General features: G+C 73.8%; 13 protein-coding genes. 8 read left to right on the top strand and 5 right to left on the bottom strand.

From position 1 onward, the window contains the following. Positions 1–310 precede the first annotated feature (310 nt). The 5 genes from ACZ4E1_RS00065 to ACZ4E1_RS00045 all read right to left on the bottom strand — a co-directional run bounded on the left by ACZ4E1_RS00065 (position 311) and on the right by ACZ4E1_RS00045 (position 8,187). On the bottom strand, positions 311–1,084 hold the full coding sequence (locus ACZ4E1_RS00065) for an ABC transporter ATP-binding protein (RefSeq protein WP_467534333.1): 774 nt from the start codon (positions 1,082–1,084) through the stop codon (positions 311–313). After that, positions 1,071–2,108: a taurine ABC transporter substrate-binding protein gene (locus tag ACZ4E1_RS00060; RefSeq protein WP_467534331.1), complete on the bottom strand. Its 1,038-nt coding sequence runs from the start codon at positions 2,106–2,108 to the stop codon at positions 1,071–1,073. Before ACZ4E1_RS00060 ends, ACZ4E1_RS00065 begins: the two co-directional genes overlap by 14 nt. 35 nt (positions 2,109–2,143) lie before the next feature. Beyond that, positions 2,144–3,007 carry an ABC transporter permease gene (locus tag ACZ4E1_RS00055; RefSeq protein WP_467534329.1) on the bottom strand — a complete coding sequence of 288 codons (864 nt, stop codon included), beginning with the start codon at positions 3,005–3,007 and terminating at the stop codon, positions 2,144–2,146. Continuing rightward, a complete protein-coding gene (locus tag ACZ4E1_RS00050; protein ID WP_467534328.1) occupies positions 3,004–4,098 on the bottom strand; it encodes an LLM class flavin-dependent oxidoreductase in 1,095 nt (364 codons plus the stop codon). The genes ACZ4E1_RS00055 and ACZ4E1_RS00050 overlap by 4 nt, the downstream gene beginning before the upstream one ends. Before the next feature lie 411 nt (positions 4,099–4,509). Next, positions 4,510–8,187 (bottom strand): S8 family serine peptidase, encoded by a 3,678-nt coding sequence (locus tag ACZ4E1_RS00045; RefSeq protein ID WP_467534327.1) that lies wholly within the window; start codon positions 8,185–8,187, stop codon positions 4,510–4,512. A 196-nt stretch (positions 8,188–8,383) separates the two neighbouring features. Here ACZ4E1_RS00045 and ACZ4E1_RS00040 point away from each other — a divergent pair, with 196 nt between their 5' ends. From ACZ4E1_RS00040 to ACZ4E1_RS00005, 8 genes are all read left to right on the top strand, one after another. Continuing rightward, positions 8,384–8,740 carry a CU044_2847 family protein gene (locus tag ACZ4E1_RS00040; RefSeq protein WP_467534326.1) on the top strand — a complete coding sequence of 119 codons (357 nt, stop codon included), beginning with the start codon at positions 8,384–8,386 and terminating at the stop codon, positions 8,738–8,740. Beyond that, positions 8,737–10,389, top strand: coding sequence for a VMAP-C domain-containing protein (locus ACZ4E1_RS00035; protein WP_467534324.1), 1,653 nt, complete (start codon positions 8,737–8,739; stop codon positions 10,387–10,389). The genes ACZ4E1_RS00040 and ACZ4E1_RS00035 overlap by 4 nt, the downstream gene beginning before the upstream one ends. Positions 10,390–10,446: 57 nt before the next feature. Beyond that, a complete protein-coding gene (locus ACZ4E1_RS00030) occupies positions 10,447–11,460 on the top strand; it encodes an AAA family ATPase (RefSeq protein WP_467534322.1) in 1,014 nt (337 codons plus the stop codon). Continuing rightward, positions 11,450–16,714 (top strand): SAV_2336 N-terminal domain-related protein, encoded by a 5,265-nt coding sequence (locus ACZ4E1_RS00025; protein WP_467534320.1) that lies wholly within the window; start codon positions 11,450–11,452, stop codon positions 16,712–16,714. Before ACZ4E1_RS00030 ends, ACZ4E1_RS00025 begins: the two co-directional genes overlap by 11 nt. 115 nt (positions 16,715–16,829) lie before the next feature. Continuing rightward, complete coding sequence (gene mreB / locus ACZ4E1_RS00020) at positions 16,830–17,867, top strand: rod shape-determining protein MreB (RefSeq protein WP_467534318.1); 1,038 nt, start codon at positions 16,830–16,832, stop codon at positions 17,865–17,867. Between the two features lie 24 nt (positions 17,868–17,891). Beyond that, positions 17,892–19,358, top strand: a complete 1,467-nt coding sequence (locus tag ACZ4E1_RS00015; protein ID WP_467534316.1) for a GAF domain-containing protein — start codon at positions 17,892–17,894, stop codon at positions 19,356–19,358. A 229-nt stretch (positions 19,359–19,587) separates the two neighbouring features. Beyond that, complete coding sequence (locus ACZ4E1_RS00010) at positions 19,588–21,894, top strand: bifunctional glycosyltransferase/CDP-glycerol:glycerophosphate glycerophosphotransferase (RefSeq protein ID WP_467534314.1); 2,307 nt, start codon at positions 19,588–19,590, stop codon at positions 21,892–21,894. A 79-nt stretch (positions 21,895–21,973) separates the two neighbouring features. Continuing rightward, positions 21,974–22,098: sugar phosphate nucleotidyltransferase (locus ACZ4E1_RS00005; protein ID WP_467535366.1), on the top strand; the 125-nt coding region annotated here is incomplete at its 3' end.

The following is a 22,098-nucleotide window of genomic DNA, read 5'->3' as shown; positions in this document are numbered from 1 at the left end:
CTTGAACAGGTGATCGTCGCCCCAGAGTTTGCATGTGACCCAGGTGAACAACGATGCTTACGGAGCGCAAGCAACGGGCTGCAGACCGTAGCGAAACGCATCGCGATGCACGTGCAAGTCCCACACACATGCAACACCTCTAGGAGAACGCGACACCATGAACCTGCTTACCGACATCCTCGCCGGCGTCTTCAACTTCGTCGGCTGGCTCGTGTAACACGCCTGTCGGGCGCACGCATGCGGCGCCGTCTCCCCCGGTCCCACGGGGAGGCGGCGCCTTCTGCGTTCTCCAGATGCCTCCCGGGGCCGGTCAGCCCTGCGCCGCCGCGCGCATCACGTCCGCCAACTCGCCCCGAAGCCGGGAGAATTCGGGGGTCGCGCGCAGAGCGGCCACATCGGCGGCCCCGCGCCCGAGCGCGACCGGGACCTCCGCGACGACCCGGCCCGGGCCCGCGGCCATGACGAGGACCCGCGAGCCGAGCAGCACCGCCTCGTCGACGGAGTGGGTGACGAACAGGACGGTCGTGCCGGTGGTGTCGGCGAGGGTCCGCACCTCTTCCTGGAGCCGCTCCCGGGTCAGCGCGTCGAGCGCGGCGAACGGCTCGTCCATCAACAGGACTTGAGGCTCCGTGGCCAGCGCCCGGGCGATCGCCACCCGCTGCTGCTGCCCGCCGGACAGCTCCCAGGTCCGCCGCCGCGCCATGCCGGCCAGCCCCACGCGGTCCAGCAACTCCGCGATCCGCGTGGCCCGTTCGGCGCGGGGCACTCCGTGCCGGGCCAGCGCGAAGGAGAGGTTCCCGCCGACGGTGCGCCACGGGAACAGCCGGGGCTGCTGGAAGACGACCCCGACCGTGCGCCGTACGTCGACCCCGCCCTCGGCCGGCCGCTCGAACCCCGCGACCAGCCGCAGCAGCGTCGTCTTCCCGCACCCCGAGGGTCCGACCAGGACCACGAACTCGCCCGCGCCGACGCTCAGGGACACCTCGCGGACGGCGGTCACGGCCTCGGGCCCGCGCCCGTGGCGGACGGTGACCCCGTCCAGGGCGACGTCCGGCGCCGCCGTCACCGGTTCACTTCGCGGCACGGTTCAGCTCCTTCACGGCGAGGGCCCGCTCGAACACCGGGCGCGCGGGCACCGCGTCCACGGCCTTCTGTCCCTTGAGGAACACGGCGGCGTCCCGCAGGCTCGCGGCGAGCGCGCCGGGCGCACCCGGGCGGCCCAGGTACTCCGCGCCCCGCTGCTCCTCGGCGCTGAGCAGCACGAGCTGCTTCAGCTGGCGCTTCGCCTCCCCGGCGGGGATGCCGAGCTCGGCGCCGATCGAGGCGGCGGCCTTGTCAGGCTCGTTCTTCGCGCGGGCGACGGCCCGGTACTCGGCCTTGAGCCAGGCGGCGACGATCTCGGGATGCTCGGCCGCGAAGTCGTCGGTGACGACGCCCAGGTCGGCGGTGGGCTTTCCGGCCGCCGCGATCTTCCGGCTGGTGGTGAGGACGGTGCCGTCCTTCTCCAGTTCGCCGAGGGTCGGCGTCCACACGTACGCGGCGTCGATGTCGCCGCGCTGCCAGGCGGCGAGCGCGTCCTGCGGCTGGAGGTCGACGAGCGTCACGTCGGAGGCCTCGATCCCGGCGGCGTCGAGCGCGGCGAGCAGCGAGTAGTGGGAGGTGGAGCCGAAGGGCGTGGCGATCTTCTTGCCCTTGAGGTCCTTCACCGCCTTGACGCCCGTGCCCTTCTTGGCGACGAGGGCCTCGTTGTCGCCGATGACGTCGTGGATCCAGAGCACCTTGTACGGGATGTCGAGCGGGGCGGACAGGCCCTTGGCGACGGGGCTGGAGCCGGCGAGTCCGAGGTCGACGGCGCCGGAGATCACGGCGGTGTTCACGTCGCCGCCGGAGTCGAACCGCACCCACTTCACGTCGACGTCGGGCAGCGCCTTCTCCAGGAGCCGCTCGTGCTTGACGACGAGGTCGGCGTTGGGGATCGCCTGATAGGCGATGCGCATCTGGGTCCGGCCCGAGGCGCTGTCGGAGCCGCCGGTGCCGCAGGCGGTCGCGGTGGCGGCGAGGGTGAGCGCGGCGGCGGCCACGAGGAGCGTACGGCGGTGAGTGGGCATGGCGGGTCTCCAGAAGCAGGCGGGACAGAGGGGGTTCAGGCGCGTCCGCGCCAGGGGACGGCGATCCGCTCGACGGCCTTGAGCAGGGCGTCCAGCGCGATGCCGGAGACGCCGATCGCGAGGATGCCCGCGATGACGACGGCCGTCTGGTTGTAGCGCTGGGCGTCGCGGATCATGCCGCCGATGCCGGGGACGCCGTTGACGGTCTCGGCGGCGACGACCGAGGTGTAGGCGACGCCGACGGCGATCCGGACGCCGGTGAGGATCTCGGGCAGCGCCGCGGGCAGTCGCACGGCGAGCAGCAGGGACAGCGGCCGGGAGCCCAGCGCCCGGGCGGCCTCGACGAGTTCGCCGGGGACGTCGCGCACGGCGGCCGCGGTGGCGGCGGCGATGGGCGGCAGTGCGGCGACGACGAGCAGCCAGATCTTGGGTGACTCGTCGATGCCGAACCAGATGACGAGCAGGGAGAGGTAGGCGAGCGGGGGCAGGGTGCGCAGGAAGGTGACGGCGGGTTCGAGGACGACGGCGACGGGGCGGACGGCTCCGATGAGGAGTCCGAGCGGGACGCCGACGAGGGCGGCGTACCCGGTGCCGATGCCGATGCGGCGCAGGCTGACGAGGAGGTGCTCGGTGATCAGGTGGCCGCTGTAGCCGTCGGTCATGCCGACGGTGAGGGCGTGCCAGACGTCTCCCGGGGACGGGACGAGCACGCGGGGCCACAGTTCGGCGGCGACGGCTGCCTGCCAGGCGGCGAGCAGGACGGCCAGGGCGATCAGCCGCAGGGCCAGCCACTGTGCGGCCTCCCGGCCGGGCCGTGCGGGGCGCGGGGCACGTGCGGCGGCCGGTCGCGGCCCGGGCCCGGTGTCCGGGGCCCGGGTCTTCAGCTGTGCGGTGCTCATGCCGCCGCACCCACCAGGCGCCGCAGCCGGGGTGCGACCTCTTCGCCCACGCGGAACGCCTCTTCCAGGTGCGGGTAGCCGGAGAGGATGAACTCGGAGATGCCCAGTTCGGTGTACTCGTGGAGGCGTCGGGCCACCTCGTCGTGGCTGCCGACGAGGGCGGTGCCGGCGCCCTCGCGGACCAGTCCGATGCCCGCCCAGAGGTTGGGCGCGACGGTGAGGCCGTCGGTGCTGCCGCCGTGCAGGGCCGTCATCCGGGCCTGTCCGGTGGAGTCCATGCGGGCGAAGCGCTCCTGGCTGGCGCGGACCGCCTCGGGGTCCATCCCGGCGAGGATCCGGTCGGCCTCGGCCCAGGCCTCGTCGGCGGTGTCGCGGCTGATGACGTGCAGGCGCAGGCCGAAGCGCAGGGACGGGTTGCGGCTGCGCAGGCGCCCGACGCGTTCGGCGACGGCGGCCGGCGGTTCGCCCCACAGGAGCTGCACGTCGGCGCGGCGCGCGGCGACGGCCTCGGCGGCGGCCGAGGCGCCGCCGAAGTACAGGGGGACCTTGAACTCGACGGCGGGATCGGTGAGTTGCGCTCCTTCGACCTGGACGTGCTGGCCCTGGAAGTCGATGCGCTTGCCGTCGAGGAGGTCGCGGAGGACGGCCATGACCTCGTCGGTGCGGCCGTATCGCTGGTCGTGCGCCAGCTGGTCGCCGTAGGAGCGCTGTTCGACGGAGTCGCCGCCGGTGACGACGTTCAGGCGCAGGCGTCCGCCGGTGAACCGGCGGAAGGCGTCGGCCTGTTGGGCGAGGAGGGTGGGGCTGCTGAAGCCGGCCCGGAAGGCGACCAGGAAGCCGATGCGTTCGGTGTGCTGGGAGAGTGCCGAGGTGAGGATCCACGGGTCCACACAGCCGAGGCCGACCGGGGTGAGCAGGGAGGTGAACCCGGCCTGCTCGGCGGCGCGCGCCACCTGCGCGAGGTAGCCGATGTCGGCCCGCCGCCGGGTCGCGGCACCGGTCCTGCCCTGCACGGACGTGACGCCGCCGGGATCGCGCCCGTCGCCTCCGGTGGGCAGGAACCAGTGCAGCAGCGGGTGGTTTTCGGGCATGGGGCACCTCGGGCTCATGGCGGAGGACGTGCCGGGACGCGGCGCCGGACGGCCCGGGCACGGGGCACGGGCGGGCGGCGCGCGAGGGCACGTCGGACAGGTGAGAACAGGGAGGAAGAAGGGGCCTTCAGCGAGGGAAGGCCCGGCGACGCCGCCTACAGGGCTGCTTCAGCAGCCGGCCGGGGCGCGCAGACAGGTGGCCCGACAGAGCATCGTGGAGACACGCAGCAGATCCACGTGACGACGCGAGACGAGTACAGGGGCCATGCACGCATCCTTGCCGCGAACACGCCGCCACCACAAGAGACGTCCACATGCCGGTCACATGCGTATCGGCATACGGAACAGCCGGGGCCCGGCGCGGATCTGCTCCGCACCGGGCCCCGGCCCTGGACTCCCGCTCTCAGCAGGTCACTTCACGCCGATCGCCCGGACGATCTCCTGGATCACGCTCGCCCCCTTGTCGTCCTTCGCCGAGGCGCGCAGCGACACGGACGCCGCGCCCGCGGGGATCCGCAGTTCGCCCGTCCAGGACGCGCCGCCGCCGTCGAGGGCGACCGTCTGCCAGGTCTTGCCGTCGTCGTAGGAGACCTCCAGCCTGCCGCCGCCGAGGGTTCCGGTGCCGACGGCGCCCTTCACGTACGCGGCGTACAGGCCGACGGGCAGCCGGCTGCCCGCGGCGACCTTTCCGGCGAGGTCGGTGTCGACGTCGAAGCCGAGGTTGATGAGCGGCAGGAAGACCTGCTCGTCGGTCGCGGGCCGCGCCGAGCGGACGGTCCACTCGGTGTGCCCCGTGCCGCCGACGCCCCACTTGGCGGCGTCGAGGGCCGTGTCGGTGACGACCTTGTACGTCTTCTCGGCGGGGTCGGCCTGCCACACGTATCCGGCGGAGCCGGTCCGGCGGCCCTGGCTGACGCCGTCGGCGAAGACCTCGGTGTACTGCTTCATGCCGCTGTCGGGGTCGTACGGGTCGCCGAAGCCGGTGTGGTCGGGGCCCGAGTCGCCCCAGCCGGGCACGTTGAACTGGATCTGGTCGCCGCGCCGCTGCTGGCCCCAGCCGAGCCCGGTGCCGAGCCACGGGTGCCAGACGGGCCGGAACCAGTTCAGCTCGGTGTGCCGGCCGGTCCGGTAGCCGACCAGGCCCGAACGCTCCTCCAGGACACCGGCGTTGACGGACTCGTGCCACTTCTGGCCCGGCTCCATCGACACGTAGTCGGTGCGCTTGCCGGGGAAGGTGTGACGCTCCTGGAAGCCCACGCCGATCTCGAAGGTGTCGGTGAGGGAGTAGCGGAACTCGCCGCCCTCGGTCTTGCGGTCGCCGTAGTAGGTGGTGTCGACGGTGGCGAGGTCGTCGGTGTCCGGCGCGTAGGTGAGGCTCCGGTCGGGCACGGCGCCCGCGAAGCCCTTCGACACGTCGTACACGTACGAGGCGTCGTCGGTGCCGGTCATGTCGAGGGTGCGGTGGTCGCGGGCGCGGTCCTGGAGGCGGGCGAAGTCGGCCTGAGTGACGCTCGCGATCTGGATCGGGCGGTCGTGGTCGTCGTCGTAGAACAGGGTGTTGAGGCGGCCGGGCGCGTCGTCGGTGACGAAGAGGGCCTTGGCGCCCGCGTCCTGGGCGGCCTGCGCGATCTGTGCCTCGGTGAGGGTGCCGTCGGCGTGCACGAGGACGGCCTTGCCCCGGGCATCCTGGCCCGCGTAGGCGCCGGGCGCGCCGTTCCCGGCGTCGATCACGCCGATCCTGCTGCGGCCCTCGATCAGCGTGGACCCGGGCTGCTCGTACGTCTCGTCGATGCCGTCGACGGCGACCCGCGGCTGCCCCTGGCGCCAGACGGTCCGGTACTCGTAGCTGCCGCCGGTGACCTTCTTCGTCGGCGCGACGAACAGCGAGTCGTACTTGATCGGGACCTGGACGATGCCGAGGACGTCGGCGCCGTTCGCCTTGCGGTCGTACTCCATGAGGCGCTGGCGCGGGTCGGTGTCCTTGGGCAGCCGGAGCCCGGCCTCGCGCAGGGTGCGCCCGTCGAGGGTGATCTCGCGGTCCCGGTCGAGGGTGATCTCCGGGTTCGAGAGATAGGCGAGGCCGAGCGAGTCGGGGCCGCTCGCGCCGCGCACGTCGAGGAAGGTGTCGGCGGTGTACGTGCCGGGCTTCAGGCGCAGTCGGACGGTGCCGGAGTCGCCGACGGCGGCGACGCCCGGGTCGGTGCGCTCGGCGAGCTCCTGGAAGACGAGGTTCGCGGGGGCCGGCTTCCCGTCCCGGTCCTTCACATGGACGGTGAGCGTGTACCGCTCCTCCTCCTTGACCAGGCCGAACGCGGTGTGCGCGACGGGGGTCCCGGCGGCACTCGCCACGATCCGCCCGCTCACCGTGCCGACGGCGGCCTTGCTCCCGTCGCCGGTGACGGTGGTGGCGGCGGTGCCGTGCGCGGGCACGGTCAGCTTGTCGTCGGCGAGCGTGACGACGCCGTCGGGCGCGCCCTCGGTCGCGAGGCCCAACTCCACCGGCTGATCGGAGGAGTTGGAGTACGTGACCGTCTTGGTGACCGGCTCATTGCTCTCGTAGGGCCACTTGAAGAAGCCGAGGTCGGCGCTGCCGGTCGCGGTGATCTTCGCGGCGATCGCGTCGGGCACCGAGACCCGGCCCGCGCCGACCGCGTACGACGAGTCGTCGAGCTGCTTCGAGGTCGACATCAGCGCGTTCTTGAGCTGGGCGCCCGTCCAGTCCGGGTGAGCCTGGGCGAGGAGGGCGGCGACACCGGCGACGTGCGGTGTCGCCATCGACGTACCGCTCATGGTCGTGTACGAACCGGAGCCCTCGACCAGCGAGGAACGGGCGGCGAGGATGCCGACGCCCGGGGCCGACACGTCGGGCTTGAGGGCGTTGTCGCCCAGGCGCGGGCCCTGGCTGGAGAATCCGGCCCGCTGGTCCTGGGCGTCGACGGCGCCGACGGTGAGGGCGGAGTCGGCGGTGCCGGGCGAACCGATCGTGCCGGGGCCGTAGGAGTTGCCGGCCGCGATGACGAACAGGGCGCCGGTCTCGGCGGAGAGGGAGTTGACGGCGGCGGCCATCGGGTCGGTGCCGTCGCTGCCCTCCTGGGAGCCGAGGCTCATGGAGACGATCTTCGCCTTGATGTCCTTGGCGGCCCACTCCATGCCGGCGATGATCTCGGACTCGGTGCCGTAGCCCTCGTCGCTGAGGACCTTGCCGACGGCGAGCGTGGCGTCGGGGGCGACGCCCTTTTCCTTGCCGTCGGACGCGGCGCCGGAGCCGCCGACCGTCGAAGTGACATGGGTGCCGTGTCCGGCCCGGTCGGCGACCTCCTGCCCGGCGATGAAGGACTTCGACTCGCTGACCCGCGAGGCGAGGTCGGGGTGCGTGGTGTCGTACCCGGTGTCGAGTACGGCGACCTTGACGCCCTTGCCGGTGAGCCCGGCCTCCCAGGCCTTCGGCGTCCCGATCTGCGCGTTGGACTGCTCCATGTCGGCCTTCACCCGGCCGTCCAGCCACACCTTCGCGATGCCGTCGGCGAACGCGCCCTTGTCCGTGGCCGCGTTCCAGAAGGTGCGGCCCTTGGCGGCGGCGAGTGCGGCGCCACCGACACTGGACAGCTTCCGGGTGCGCTCGGCGCCCCTGGGGGTGACGGCGGCGGAGCGCGCGCTCTTCCCCTTGTACGTCACGATCAGCGGGGTCGCCTCCGCCTTGCCGTCCGCGAGGCCCTGCTCGACCAGGGCGCTGACGTCGAAGAGCCGGGGGTCGAGGGTCCCGGCGGCGAGATACCGCTGGGCCTCCTGAGGGATGACGGTGATCCGTCCGTCGCTCACCTGGGTGCGCACGGCGCCGTCGGCGCCCGCGGGCCGCTTCACGTCGACGGTCTTCCTGCCGCCGCCGATGTCGGTGACGGTCACCTTGTCGCCGGTCACCAGGGTCACGGTGTGGGTGGCGCGGGCGGTCTTCGTCGTCCGCCGCTCCGGGCCGGGCGGTCCGGCCCCGTCGTCCGGTGCGGCGTGCGCGCCCGCGAACGGCAGCAGGGCGAGCGTGAGCCCTGCCGACAGCAGGGCCGCTCCACGTCTCGCGGCTGGTCCTCTGGTCATCGTCGTCGCCTCTCGTCGTACGCCTCGGAAAGGGGTGGTGCGCGAGTGCTGGGACGAGTCTCACGGTCCCTGTGTTCCAAGGGAGTTGGCGGGGGCTGGCGGGAAGATGCCCTGGCGTTTTCCCGCCAGGGAACAGCACAATGGCGGGGAGCACGAGGCACGTCGAGCACACAGGCAGGGCGGGGGACCACAGTTCGTGGACGGGTTGGTGGAGTTCGAGGTCACCGAAGGCGCACCGGTGCTGTTCGAGGCGGCCGGCGAGGACGCGGAGCCGGACGGCGCCCGGCATGTGAACCGGGACAACGACGCGGTACGGGCGTCCCGCACCTTCGAGCAGTCGCTCGGCGCGGTCCGCTCGGCGGCCGAGTCGGCGCTGCGGGTGCTGCGGGACGGCGCGCTGAAGCCGGACGCGGTGGAGATCGAGTTCGGCGTGAAGATGTCGGCGGAGGTCGGCGCCGTCATCACGAAGGGCGCCGCCGAAGGACATCTGGTGGTCAAGCTCAGCTGGTCCTCCGCACCCGGCCCGGCGGAGGAGGACACGGCCGGCCGATGAACGACTGCCAGTGGCAGGCCCGCATCGAGCGGGCCGGGCGGATTCTCGGGTCCGGCTTCCTGATCGCCGGACGCACCGTGCTGACCTGCGCGCACGTCGTCGCCGGAGAGGACGCGCCCCTGACGGTGACGTTCCCCAACGGCCGGGCCGAACGGCCGGTTGAGGCCCGGGTCCTGGTGGGCGCGGGCTGGCGCGGCGACGCGACCGCGCCGGGTGACCTGGCGGTGCTGGAGCTGGCCCGTGAGGTCGGCGTGGCACCGGCCCGGTTCGGCACGGAGAGCGAGGCGTACGCGGGCGCCGACGGCCGGGCTCCGATCCTGCACGCGTACGGCTTCCCGAAGAGTTTCGACGAGGGCACGCAGGCCGCGTACCGGACCGTGAGCCCGACCCGGGTGCGCGACGAGTGGGTGGAGCTGGTCGCGGACCTCGCGCACGGGCAGCCGCTGCGCTCCGGGTTCAGCGGCGCCGCCCTCACCGTCGCGGGCACGAACCGGGTCGTCGGCATCGTCACGAGTGTGACGGGCGGCTCGGGCACGATGACGGCCCGGATGATGCCGCTGTCCGTCATGGTCCGGTACTGGGAGGACCTCGTCCTGCACCTGCCGGGCCCGGCCCGGCTGAACGCGCTGGTGGAGAAGGCGCTGCGGACCGGCCTCGACTGCCGCCCCGAGCGGCTGTACCGGCAGGCCGCGGGCCCCTGGGCACCGCCCGTCCCCTCGCACGAACTGCGCTCCCTGCCGATGGCGGCGTGGCACGCGCTGAACGCGCCGGAGCCGGAGGTCGCCGAGCGGTTCGCGGACCGGCTCGACGAACTGCTGGGCGAGATCGCGCGGGACCGGCCGCGGCCGGCGCAGGCGGCCTGGACGCCGGTGGTGTTCACCGTCGAGCACAGCGGGGCCGGCGAGGACGAGGTGCGGGTGACCGTGTCCGCGTACCACGAGGGCCATCCGCATCTGGTCGAGGAGCCGCGCACGCTGCCGAGCTCCGAGGTGCCCGGCTACGTGGAGTCCGTCATCGACACCGCGATCGACCATCTCCCTGATGACACGGACGAGTTGGTGGCCTTCGAACTGCCCCGGCCGTTCCTCAACTGGCCGGTGGACCGCTGGCCCGCGGGCGACGGCGACCCGACACCGCTGGGCTGCGCCTATCCGGTGGTCGTCACCGCGCACAGCCGGCGCGAGGGCGGGCGGCGGCGCCGGCTGGCGAAGAGCTGGCGGGCGCGCGGGGACCGGCCCGCCTCCGGGGTGCACCGCGTCGACTGCTCCGGCGGACCGCCGCCCAGCCAGTCGGATCTGGCCCGGGCCGACGTGGTGGGGTTCGCCGCGCCGCCGGGTCCCGGGCCGCGACCTCACTTCGACACGGCGCTCGCCAAGCCGGTCCCGGTGCTGCTGTGGCCGCGCTCCGGCTGCGCGGGCGGCCACGAGGACGGCACGCCCTGCCCGGGCACGACGTTCCTCGACGCCCTCGGCACGTACGTGTCCGGCCTGCCGCTCGACGAACTGCCGCAGCACATCATGGCGTTGCGGGAGCGGGCGAGCGCGCAGGAGCAGCACTGGGCGCACGACATCCAGCTGCTGTGGGACTCCCCGCGCTGCTTCCCGGCCCCGGACCGGGAGGCGCTGCACCGCCACTGCCCGGTCGCCTGACCTGCCCCGACCATGTGACGACGTAATGAAGCAACGACGTACGGAGACGAGCCGAACATGCCGCAGTGGTCCGTGTACACGGGAGCGTCCGCGCCGCACGACGGCATCGACCGGCTGCCCGCGCCACCGCCCTGGCGGGCCTTCGACGGCGGCCCGGTGCTGCCGCCGCCTGCCGAGGACGCGGACACGGCGGCCGTCTCGCCCGACCGGCTGCACCGCGCCCACACCTACCGGCCCACGCCGGAGAGCGTGGACCTGGTGAACGCGGCGCTGTACCTGCGCCGCCCGCTCCTGGTCACCGGGCCGCCCGGCACCGGCAAGTCCTCCCTCGCCTACGCCGTCGCCCGCGAGCTGCGGCTCGGCCCGGTCCTGCGCTGGAACGTGACGAGCCGCTCGACGCTCGCGGACGGCCTGTACCGCTACGACCCGCTCTCCCGCCTGTACGCGGCCCGCGGCGAGCGGCGGCCTCCGGCCCAGGGAACGGAGGGCGTGCCGGACGTCGCCGACCATCTGCGGCTCGGCCCCCTCGGCACCGCGCTCCTTCCGCACGAGCGACCGCGCGCGCTGCTCGTCGACGAGATCGACAAGGGAGACCTCGACCTGCCGAACGACCTGTTGAACGTGCTGGAGGAGGGCCAGTACGAGATCCCCGAGCTGCTGCGCGCGGGCACCGAGGCGCGGGTGCGGGCCGACGGGACGGACGAGACGGTGCCGGTCGCAGCCGGCCGGGTGCGCTGCCGCGCGTTCCCGTTCGTGGTGCTGACCAGCAACGGGGAGCGGGAGTTCCCGCCCGCGTTCCTGCGCCGCTGCGTCCGGCTGCGGCTGCGCCGCCCGGGCCGGGAGCAGCTGGCCTCGATCGTCGAGGCGCATCTGGGCGGGACCGACGGGTACGGCGAGGAGTTGATCGGCCGGTTCCTGCGACGGGCCGACGCGGGTGAGCTGGCCACGGACCAGTTGCTCAACGCGCTGTATCTGACCGGCGCGGCGGGCCTGGACCCGGCGTCCCGCGAGGAGCTCGCCCAGCAGCTCATGCCGGGCCTCGGCGCGCGGCCCGACCACGATGACGTCTGACCTCGACCGGCTCGCGGCGGCGCTGGCCGCGGCGGCGGACGGCGAGCGCCCCACCCCGACCGAGCTGGCGGAACTGCTGTGGCTGGCCCGGGCGCTGGACCGTGCGGAGCGGGTCGGCGACGAGGGTGACGCGGGTGCTTCGGGCACGACGGGCGGTGCCGGGTCCGGCGGCGCGACGGCGGCGGCGACGGACCCGCCGCCCTCAGCGCCCGGACCGCGCACGCCGCCGGCCCCGGTCGAACCGCCCGCGCCCGCACCGCCCGAGCCCCGGCCGCTCGCGGCGGAGCCGCCCCGGGTCACCCTCTATGTGGCCGAGGAGCGGGCCGCGGGACCGGCCGGGCCGCTGGCCCCCACGCCGCCGATGCTGCGGCACCCGCTGCCCCTGCAGCGCGCGCTGCGACCGCTCAAGCGCCGGGTGCCGTCCCCGACGGGCGCGCCGGAGCTCGACGAGCACGCCACCGCCGACCGCATCGCCCGGCTCGGCGGCGGGCCCGACGCCTGGCTGCCCGTGCTGCGCCCCGCGCCCGAGCGCTGGCTGCGGCTCGTGCTGGTCCACGACAGCGGGCCGACCATGCCGGTCTGGCGGCCGCTGCTGCGCGAACTGCACGGCCTCTTCGGGCAGTCGGGCGTCTTCCGCACGATCGCCGTCCACGAGGCGTCGCCGGACGGCCGGATCCACGGTCTGGTCGTGCCGCCCGACGGCCGGACCGTCGTGCTGGTCCTCAGCGACTGCTCCGGACCCCAGTGGCACACCGGCGAGGCCGGCACCCGCTGGTACCGCACCCTGCACGCCCTGGCCCGGCGCGTCCCGCTCGCGGTCCTGCAACCGCTCCCCGAACGCCTGTGGCCCGGCACCGCCCTGCCCGCCGTCCCGGGCCGTCTCACCGCCCCGCACCCGGCGGCCCCCGCGTCCGCGCTGGGTTTCACCCCGTACGACCCCGACGCCTGGCCCCGCCCCGAGGACGCCCCGGACGCGCTCGCGCTCCCGGTCCTGGAGGCGGACCCCCGCTGGCTGTCCCACTGGGCCCGCCTGACGGCCGCGCCGGGCGGTGCGCGGGTCCCGGGCGCCGCGGCCTGGCTGACCCCCGCCGGGCCCGCGGGCGCGACGGCCCCGGACCCGTCGGAGGCGGACCTCCACGGGGCGGCGGACCCGGACGACGGTCCGGCGCCGATGACCGACGCAGAGCGGCTGGTGCTCGGCTTCCGGGGCTCCGCCTCGCCAGAGGCGTTCCGGCTCGCCGGGCATCTGGCGCTCGGGGTACCGCATCTGCCCGTGATGCGGCTCGTCCACTCGGTCCTGGAACGCGATCCGCGCCCGGCGCACCTCGCCGAGATCATCGTCTCCGGGCTGCTGGTGGAGGTCCCGGGCCCGCCCGGCTCCTACGCGTTCCGGCCCGGCGTCCGGGACCTGCTGCTGCGCTCCCTGCCGCGCAGCGAACGCGGGCGCACTACGCAACTCCTCGCGGAGCGCGGGGCGTTGATCGACGCGCTGGTGGACACGGCTCCGCCGGAGCTGCCCGTGACGACGTCGCCGGGCGCGGAGCCGGAAGGGCGCGGGGCGGTGGCGGAGGTCAGCGCCGAGACGCTGGAGCGCATGGGCGGTTCCGCGGCGCCCGTGATCCCCGCCCCGGGTGTGCTGCTCGGCGGGCGCTACCGGCTCGTGCGGCGGCTGCGGCCGGGCGGCTCGGTGTGGCGGGCCGAGGACACGTCGTCCGGGGCGACCGTCGCGGTGAAGCTGTACCCGTCGCTGCCCGCGCGGGGGCGGCCCGCGTTCCGGCACATGGCGGAGCAACTGCTGCGGCTCCGGCACCCGCACGTGGTCGCCGTGTCCGACGCGGACGCCGAGGCTCCGACGCCGTACCTGGTGATGGAGCACCTGGAGGGCATCGCGCTCGGGGCGCTGGTCCCGGAGCGGCTGCCGAGCGCCCTGCTGACCCGTGTGGCCGAGGGCCTGGCCGGCGCCCTGGTGGCGATCCATCACGCCGAGTTCACCCATGGCGCAGTGCGCGGATCGCGGGTCATGCTGCTGCCCGACGGCACCGTCAAGCTCGTACAGTTCACGCCCGCGAGCGTCGACCACGCGGGCGCCTTCGACCGTGACACCCAGCAACTAGCGGACCTGTTGGCGCAGTTGGGCTGCTCGCCCGAGTTCACCGAAACCCTGCGGTCGGGCGGCTTCGTGCAGACCGAGAACAACCTGCGCGGGCTCGCCGACGGGCACGCCAGGACCGCCCTCGCCACCGGTTGCGTCGTCCGCCCCCCGCTCACCTACCGCCTCCTCGGCCCCCTCACGATCACCCCGGACCTGGGCGACGACTCCCCCGAGATCCCCCTCTACTCCCCCACCGACGCCGCCGTCCTGTGCGCCCTGCTCCTGCGCACCGGCCGGCCGCTGACCCGCGCCGAACTGGCCGACGCCGTATGGGGCGAGGCGGAACGCCCCGAAGACCCGGGCGCGACGCTAGCCGCCTGTGTGTCCCGGCTGCGCGGGGCCGGAGCCGGGCTGATCGCGCAGGTCGACGACGGGTACGCGGTGCACACCAGCGCCGACCGGGTCGACGTGACGGAGCTCCTGAACGCGGCGCGGGCCGCGGACACCGCCTACACGAACCGCACACCCCTGACCCTCGCCTCCACCCGCGCCCTGGTCCAGCTCGCCCTCGACCTGTACGAGGGCACCCCACTGGACGGCGTCCCGGGCCCCGGCGCGGAGGCCGCCCGCGCCGAACTCACGGAGCTGAGACTGACGTTGCTCGCACTGCGGGCGGACCTGGACCGGGAGTCCCGAACCCCGCGCGCGCTCGCCCCGTCGACCGAGTCGCCGACGGAGCCCGAGCCTGCCGTGAGCGCGCCGAACCACGCCTCCGTGCTGTTCAGCGCCCCGGACGGCCGGAGCAATCAACTCTCCGTACTGGCCGACCGTCTGGCCAGGAGCGCCGACCTCACCGAGGCGGATGCCACGGTCGCCACGTCCTCGCCGCATCTGCTCGAGGTGCTCCTCGCGACGCCGGAGGCCCTGGACCGGCTCCTCGAATCCGTCGTCACCCGGCTCGCCGGGACGGCCGCCGACCTCCAGCTCCCGGGCGACATCTCCGTGACGTTCTGGCCGAAGGGCGTCCGCATCCCCAAGGTCACTCCCGGATTCTCCCCCGCCCCGGTGGAAGTGGCGGTCTCCGCCCGGCTCGTCCCGCCGGACCGGGCCCGCGCCCTCGGCCTGCGCCCCGTAGGAGAACCGCCCACGCACTGGATCCATCAGCGCCTGTCCGCGTCGGCGGAACGCCAACTGGCGTGGGTGCTCGACGAATCGCTGCGCCACCGGGAGCAGGCGCGCTCCGCGCTGGTCGCGGACCTCAACGCGGAACTGCGCCGCAGCGGCCGGGCACCCACGCTGGACCCCCGCTCCCCGGCCCGGGAGATCGCCGCCTCCGTCCTGGGGATGCCCCGGGGCCGGCGCGCCCTGATCGGCTCCCTCGGACGCCATGCCCCGGACGCCGTGAGCGCCGCCGGGGAGGCCCTCGACATGGCGGACGACCAGGGCCTCGACGTGTCCGACGTCGTCGCCGCCCTGCAAGGACTCGCCGTCCAGCGCCACCGCGGCCACCGCGCCCTGTGCGCCTCGATCCTGGCCGCCCAGCTCGACTGCACGATCCATCTGGGCGGCAGCAGTCGGCACGCCCTGGAGGAAGTGGCCCGCGCCGCCCTCGGGCACGAGGACGGACTCCGGGTCCTGGCCCAGCTGATCCGCTACACGGAGGGGCCGGACGCGGCGGACCGCCTCAACGAGCTGGTCCCCCCGGACCGGCTCCCCCTGATGGACTCCGTACCGGCCCGGCTCGACCGGCTCTTCCAGGTGGCCGACTCCCTGATCGAGCGCCCGCCCATGAGCGACCCCGTCTTCCGCCAGAACATCGGCCGCGTGCTGGCCGCTGCCACGAGCGACGCCGCCGTCCTGCCCGGCACCGACCTGCGCACCGACGCGCTCGCCCTGGCCCACGCCGCCCTCTCGAACCGCTACGACACCGACGCCCTGCTCCGCCTGATCAACCGTCCGGCCACGGCGACCGCCTCCGACACGCCGGACGAACCCGTCGGCCCGCCCCCCGAGTCCCTCGTCCGCGGCCCCCTCGACCTCCCGGCCGAAGGCGTCCCTCCCTCCCCCGGCACGACCCTGGTCTACGTCCGCCCGGACGGCGGCCTGACCCTCGACCCGCCCGGCCCGGGCGAGACGTACCTGGAGTGCTACGAGGTCGACCTGCGCGCCTACACGTACCCGCTGGACGAGGTGATGCCCGGCGCCCGTGCCGTCGTGCAGGTCACCGACCCCGTCGAGGCCGCCACCCCTCGCCCCCGGGCCGAGGACCTGCGGCCCCTGCTGGCCCTCGATCTGCGACTGGGTGTCTCCCCGGCCGACCCGGGGCGCGCCCGCACGCTCCCCGGCCACACCGTGCGCTGGCTCCTCCCCGAGACCCAGACACAGGGCCTCGCGCAGGGCCCCGCGCAGGCCCCTCAGGAGGCACCCCGCCCGCCGTCCCTCTCGCCGCCGCCGCGCGACGACGTGACCCGCCTGATCGACTCCGCCGAGTGCGCCCTCGTCGGCTTCGACGGCCTGCTCGTGCACCTGTACCCCCGCCCGGGGGACGCCCGTCGCGCCGCCCTGGAACTGACCGAGCTGGTGACGGAGCTGCGCGATCCCGAGGAGGCGCTGAGCGGCGCCCCGCTCGACCTCCACCGCGACGCCGAGCCGCACCCCCTCGACGTCCTGCGCGCCTTCGCCCGCCACCCGCGCCTGAGCCGCCCTCTGCGCGAGCGGCTCGACGGCATCGAGTCCCGTGCGCTGCGCACCGCCCGCCGGGTCGAGGGCGCCGACGGCCTGGTGCGCGCCCTCGACGCGGCGGGGCTGCCCGTGGCCGTCTTCTCCGACGTGTCCTCACAGGTCGTCAGGGAGTACGTGGACGGCCGCTCCCTGCCCGTACGGCGTGGGACGCAGGGCCGGGACGGGGGCCCGTCCCCGCTGCTGCCGCACCCGGACGCGCTGCTGCGGTCCCTGCACCAGCCGGGTTCGCCCACGCCCCGCGGCCTGGTGATCGGCTCCCGGCCCGCCGAGCTGGAGGCGGCCCGGCAGCTCAGCCTGCTGTTCATCGGCTACGCGGCGTCCCCGCAGGCCGCGCAGGAACTGGAGCGTGCCGGCGCCCGCCACGTCTTCCGGGACCTGGCCCGGCTGACCCACATCGTGCGCACACGCAACCCCCATTGAGCCCAGCCCCACCCGGCCCACTCCAGCGCGCGCGATGCCCGCCCCGGACGCACGATTTCCAGAGGGCCGCATTCCGACGGCCCGCCCACGGTCTGCGCTCTCGGGAGGAACTGCCATGACCGTCAGTCTGGAGCAGCTGCGCCGCTGCCACTTCGCCGTCGACCTGGGCGCCGCCCGCACCCGCGTGTACGTCAAGGGCGCGGGTCTCGTCGTCGACGAGCCGAGCGCGGCCGCTGTCAACACCCGTACCGGCGCCCTGATCGCGGTCGGGGAGTTCGCCGAGAAGATGACCGGGCGGACCCCCGACTACATCCGGGTCGTGCGTCCCGTCTCCGGCGGCACCGTCGTCGACATCGAGATGGCGCAGCGGATGCTGCGTCACCTGCTGGGCGAGAAGCTGCGCCGCGCCCTGCGCCGCAAGCCCCGGCTGCGGGCGGCGGCCTGCACCCCGCACGACGCCGATCCGCTCGCCCAGCGGGCCGCCGTGGAGACCCTGGTCGGGCTCGGCGCGAGACGCGTCGAGCTGGTCGACACGCTGATCGCGGCGGCCGTCGGCTGCGGCCTGCCCGTCGAGCAGCCCGAGGCCACCATGATCATGGTGTGCGGGGCGGCGACGACGCAGATCGCCGTGCTGTCGCTCGGCGCGATCGTGACGGCCGAGCGGATCCCGGTCGGCGGCGACGCCATCGACCACGCCGTGGTGCAGCACCTGCGCCAGCACCACGAGCTGATGCTGCCCTCGCAGTCCGTCCGCCCCCTGCAGCTCGCGCTGAGCGGCAACGGGCTCACGCCCAGCGGCCCCGAGCAGACCGAGATCCACGGCCGGGACGTGGCGACGGGTCTGGCCCGCTCGGTGCACGTCGACACCTCGGCGGTGCGGCGCGCCATCCACACCCCGCTGACGGCGGTCCTGGACGGCATCGGCAAGGTGCTGCGCGAGTGCCCGCCGGACCTCGTGGCCGACCTCGCGGACCGCGGGATCATGATGGTCGGCGGTTCGGCACTGCTGCCGGGCCTGGACCAGATGCTGCGGGACGCCACGGGCATGCCGGTGCACATCGCCGAGCGGCCCGACGTGTGCGCGGTGCAGGGGCTCGGCGCGATGATGGAGGGCAAGATCCAGCCGCTGGTCCTGGACCCGCTGGCCGACTGACCGGTGTGCGGAGCGACTCTCACGATGAGCCCGAGCGGGCCGGAGCCCGACACCCCGTCCGGCCTGTCCGTCCTCCTGAAAGCGGTCCTGACCATCGGCACCGACCTCGAACCGCGGGCCACGCTGCGGCAGCTGGTGGACAGCGCGACCGCCCTGACCGGTGCCCGGCACGGGGTGCTCGGCGTCCTCGACCCCGAGTACGGCCGGCTGGTCGAGGTCGTGACCAGCGAGGGCGCCCGGCCCGAGCTGCCGCCCGACGAGCCGTACGACACGGTGCTGCACGAGCCCGGGCTGCTCGCGGTGCCGGTCCTGGTGCAGGGCGCGGTGTGCGGCCGGCTGCGGCTGACCGGGCGGCACACGCCCGAGGGCTTCACCGGCGCCGACCTCGAGGTGCTGCGGGTCCTGGCCGGCCAGGCGGGCATCGCGCTGGGCAACGCCCGCCTGTACGAGAGCGCGCGGCAACGCGAGCGCTGGATCGAGGGCGCGGCGGCGGTGACTACGGCGCTGCTCACCGGCGCCCCCGGGGACGCGCTGACGACGGTCGCCGAGCAGGCGCGGCTGCTCGCGGACGCGGCGGCCGGGGTCGTGCTCCAGCCGACCGAGGAGGGCGGCATGGAGATCGTCGCGGCGGCCACGACGGACGACCCGGCTCTGCTGCTCGGCGCCACGATCCGGCCGGGCACCGCGGTGCTCGCGCAACTCCTGGCCGGTGAGCCGGTGTTCATCGACGACTCGGCGAGCGACCCGCGGATGACGACGCACGTACGGAGTCTGTTCGGGCCGAGCATGATGCTGCCGTTGCAGGCGGCGGGGAAGCTGATCGGCACGCTGGCCCTGCCCCGCTCCCCCGGCGCCCGCCCCTACACGTCGGTGGACCACCGGCTGGCGACCCAGTTCGCCTCGCAGGCGGCGCTCGCGCTGGTCCTCGCGGACGCCCAGGCGGGCCGGGAGCGGCTCGCCGTGTTCGAAGACCGGGACCGGATCGCCCGTGACCTGCACGATCTCGTGATCCAGCGGTTGTTCGCGACGGGGATGATGCTGGAGACGGCGGCGCGCCGGGCGCAGGCGGCGGAGGTGCGCACGATGCTGGCGCAGGCCGTGGACGAGCTGGAGTCGACGGTCCAGGAGGTCCGTACGACGATCTTCGCGTTGCAGCAGCCGCCGTCGGACGCCCCGTCGACGTTCCGCGGCAAGGTGCTGCGCGAGACAGCGGGCGCGGCGGCGGTCCTCGGCTTCAGCCCGTCGGTCCACTTCACCGGGGCGGTCGAGTCGGCGGTGCCGGGCCAGGCCCAGGGCCATCTCCTCGCGGCGCTGCGCCGTGCGCTGGCCACGGCCTCGCGGCGCCCCGGTGTCTCCCGGATCGACGTCACGGTCGACGCGCGGGCCACGCTGCCCGACGGCCGCCCGGGGGTGCGTCTGACGGTGACGGACGACGGGGCGGCGGAGGAGGGCGCGGTGGCGTCCCCGGTGATCTGGCAGGCGCCGCGCTAGAGCCCCCAGGGGGCAATGTGTCGTGGGTCACACTTCGCGCGCGATCCGCAACCGCGCCGACCCGCCACGGGTCTAGCACAAGCGGATGGGAAACGTAAGGGTGTTTGGTCTGATATACGCCCGAAACAGTAGATGTCGGACCCTCATGTAATATTCACCCGCGCTCTCCACATCCCTCACAGAGCCGTGTGCTGGGCGGACACCGGGACCCCACGACCAGGGAAGCCAGATGAGCCACGCCGAGAACACGACTGCCCCTCGAATAAGCCTTGTTGTGCCGGTCTACCGGGTTCAGGGATATCTGCGTGCCTGCCTGGACTCGATCCTCGAGCAGTCCTTCACGGACTTCGAGATCGTCGCGATCGACGACGCCTCCCCCGACGCGTGCGGCCGGATCCTGGACGAGTACGCCGCCCGCGACGAGCGCGTCGTACCGGTCCACCTGACCGAGAACCAGGGCATCGGCAAGGCCCGCGACCTCGGCGCCCTGCGGGCGCGAGGCGACTACATCTTCTTCCTGGACAGCGACGACACCCTGGCCGAGGGCGCCCTGCAGGCCGTCGCCGACCGTCTCGACCTCACCGCGGACCCGGACATCCTGCTCCTCAACCACGTCCGCACGTACTGGACGAACCGGGTGCAGGCCAGCGCCGCCGGCGAGATGCTCGCCGCCGCGGGTCACGACGTCTTCACGGCGCTGGAGCGCCCCGAGTACCTCACGATGTTCGCCGTGGTGTGGAACAGGGTGTACCGCCGCGAGTTCTACGTCGGCAACGAGTTCACGTTCACCGACGGCATCTACGAGGACGCGCTCATGGTCTACAAGACCATGCTGACCGCGGAGCGCATCGCCTGCCTCGAGCACGTCTGTGTGGAGTACCGCCAGCGCCGCCAGGGCAACTCGATGCGCACCCCCGGCCGCAAGCACTTCGGCATCTTCGAGCAGTACGCCCGGCTGTTCGCGTTCCTCGACGAGCGCCCGCACCTGGAGCCCGTACGGGCCCTGCTGTTCGAGCGCATGGCGAGCCACTTCCTGTTCACCCTGGTCCGCCCCGACCGCATCGTGCCGTCGGACCGCGCCTCCTTCTTCAAGCGCTCCGCCCAGCAGTACCGCCGCTTCAAGCCGGCCGGCTTCACCCGCCCCGAGGGCATGACCGGCGTCCGCTTCGAGCTCCTGGAGCGCGGCTCCTACCCGGCGTACCAGGCCTTCGAGCTGGCCGGCGCGACCAAGTCGAAGCTGCGCAAGCGCGCGCTGAAGACCAAGAACGCGCTGGGCCGCAAGGCGTACGACCAGCTGTACCGCATGTACCAGCGCCGCCCGCTCGACGAGAACCTGGCGGTCTACAGCGCGTACTGGAACCGCGGCGTGGCCTGCAACCCCGCGGCGATCTACCACAAGGCCAAGGAGCTGGCCCCGCACATCCACGGCGTGTGGGTGGTGCGCGCGGGCGACGAGGGGAACGTGCCGACGGGCGTCGACTACGTCGTCAGCCGCTCCCCGCGCTACTGGGAGGTCATGGCCCGCGCCAAGTACCTCGTCAACAACGTCAACTTCCCCAACGAGATCGTCAAGCGCCCCGGCCAGGTCCATCTGCAGACGCACCACGGCACGCCGCTCAAGCAGATGGGCATCGACCAGCAGCGCTTCCCGGCCGCCGCGAAGAACATGAGCTTCCACCAGATGCTCGAGCGCGTCGACAAGTGGGACTTCAGCCTCTCCTCGAACCAGCACTCGACGGAGATCTGGGAGCGCGTCTACCCCTGCGCCTTCGAGAACATCGACTCGGGCTACCCGCGCAACGACGTCTACTTCCAGGCCACTTCGGCCGACGTCGCCCGCGTCCGGGCCGAACTGGGCATCCAGGACGGGCAGACCGCGATCCTGTACTGCCCCACGGTCCGCGACTACCAGAAGGGCTTCATCCCCCGACTGGACCTGGAGCGGCTGTGCCGTGAGCTCGGCCCGGACCACGTCGTCCTGGTGCGCGCGCACTACTTCTACGGCGCCGACCCGCAGCTCGCCGCCCTCCAGGAGCGCGGCCTGATCAAGGACGTCTCCCGCTACCCGGTCGTCGAGGACCTGTGCCTGGCCTCCGACGTGCTGATCACGGACTACTCGTCGATCATGTTCGACTACGCCTGCCTCGACCGGCCGATCGTCTCCTACGTGGACGACTGGGAGGTCTACAGCAAGGCGCGCGGCGTGTACTTCGACCTCCTGTCGCAGGAGCCCGGCCAGACCCCCGGCGCGACCGCGACCTCCGAGGACGAGCTGATCGAGGTGTTCCGCAGCGGCGCCTGGAACGGCGAGCGGGCCGCGGCCCTGCGCCAGGCGTTCCGTGAGCGCTTCGTCCAGTACGACGACGGTCACGCGGCGGAGCGCGTCGTGCGCCGGATCTTCCTGAACCAGGAGGCGACACCGGACGTCCTGCCGCTCGCCGAGCGGACCCCGGCGCCCCGTCCCACGCAGGCCACCGACCGGGCCGGCGCGGCGGCGGGCGACACCGCGGGCGAGGCCGACCTCGTCGGCGCCTGACCAGCGGCCGACCGACCACACGCACGACGCACGACGCATCACGCATCACGCATCACACGCAACGGGGGAACGCACCACCATGACGTCACGGATCTCGAAAGCGGTCATTCCGGCCGCGGGCCTCGGCACCCGGTTCCTGCCCGCCACCAAGGCGACTCCCAAGGAGATGCTCCCGGTGGTGGACAAGCCGGCGATCCAGTACGT

It is taken from the genome of Streptomyces sp. NPDC025806, from assembly GCF_055558275.1.
The sequence above is the reverse complement of the archived record's forward strand: the minus strand, read 5'-3'. Positions and strand labels throughout refer to the sequence as shown.

Excerpts from the sequence above, each read along its gene's own strand:
- ACZ4E1_RS00060 (WP_467534331.1), bottom strand. The coding sequence starts at position 2,108 with ATGCCCACTCACCGCCGTACGCTCCTCGTGGCCGCCGCCGCGCTCACC.
- ACZ4E1_RS00055 (WP_467534329.1), bottom strand. The coding sequence starts at position 3,007 with ATGAGCACCGCACAGCTGAAGACCCGGGCCCCGGACACCGGGCCCGGG.
- ACZ4E1_RS00050 (WP_467534328.1), bottom strand. The coding sequence starts at position 4,098 with ATGCCCGAAAACCACCCGCTGCTGCACTGGTTCCTGCCCACCGGAGGC.
- ACZ4E1_RS00045 (WP_467534327.1), bottom strand. The coding sequence starts at position 8,187 with ATGACCAGAGGACCAGCCGCGAGACGTGGAGCGGCCCTGCTGTCGGCA.
- ACZ4E1_RS00035 (WP_467534324.1), top strand. The coding sequence starts at position 8,737 with ATGAACGACTGCCAGTGGCAGGCCCGCATCGAGCGGGCCGGGCGGATT.
- ACZ4E1_RS00030 (WP_467534322.1), top strand. The coding sequence starts at position 10,447 with ATGCCGCAGTGGTCCGTGTACACGGGAGCGTCCGCGCCGCACGACGGC.
- ACZ4E1_RS00025 (WP_467534320.1), top strand. The coding sequence starts at position 11,450 with ATGACGTCTGACCTCGACCGGCTCGCGGCGGCGCTGGCCGCGGCGGCG.
- mreB (WP_467534318.1), top strand. The coding sequence starts at position 16,830 with ATGACCGTCAGTCTGGAGCAGCTGCGCCGCTGCCACTTCGCCGTCGAC.
- ACZ4E1_RS00015 (WP_467534316.1), top strand. The coding sequence starts at position 17,892 with ATGAGCCCGAGCGGGCCGGAGCCCGACACCCCGTCCGGCCTGTCCGTC.
- ACZ4E1_RS00010 (WP_467534314.1), top strand. The coding sequence starts at position 19,588 with ATGAGCCACGCCGAGAACACGACTGCCCCTCGAATAAGCCTTGTTGTG.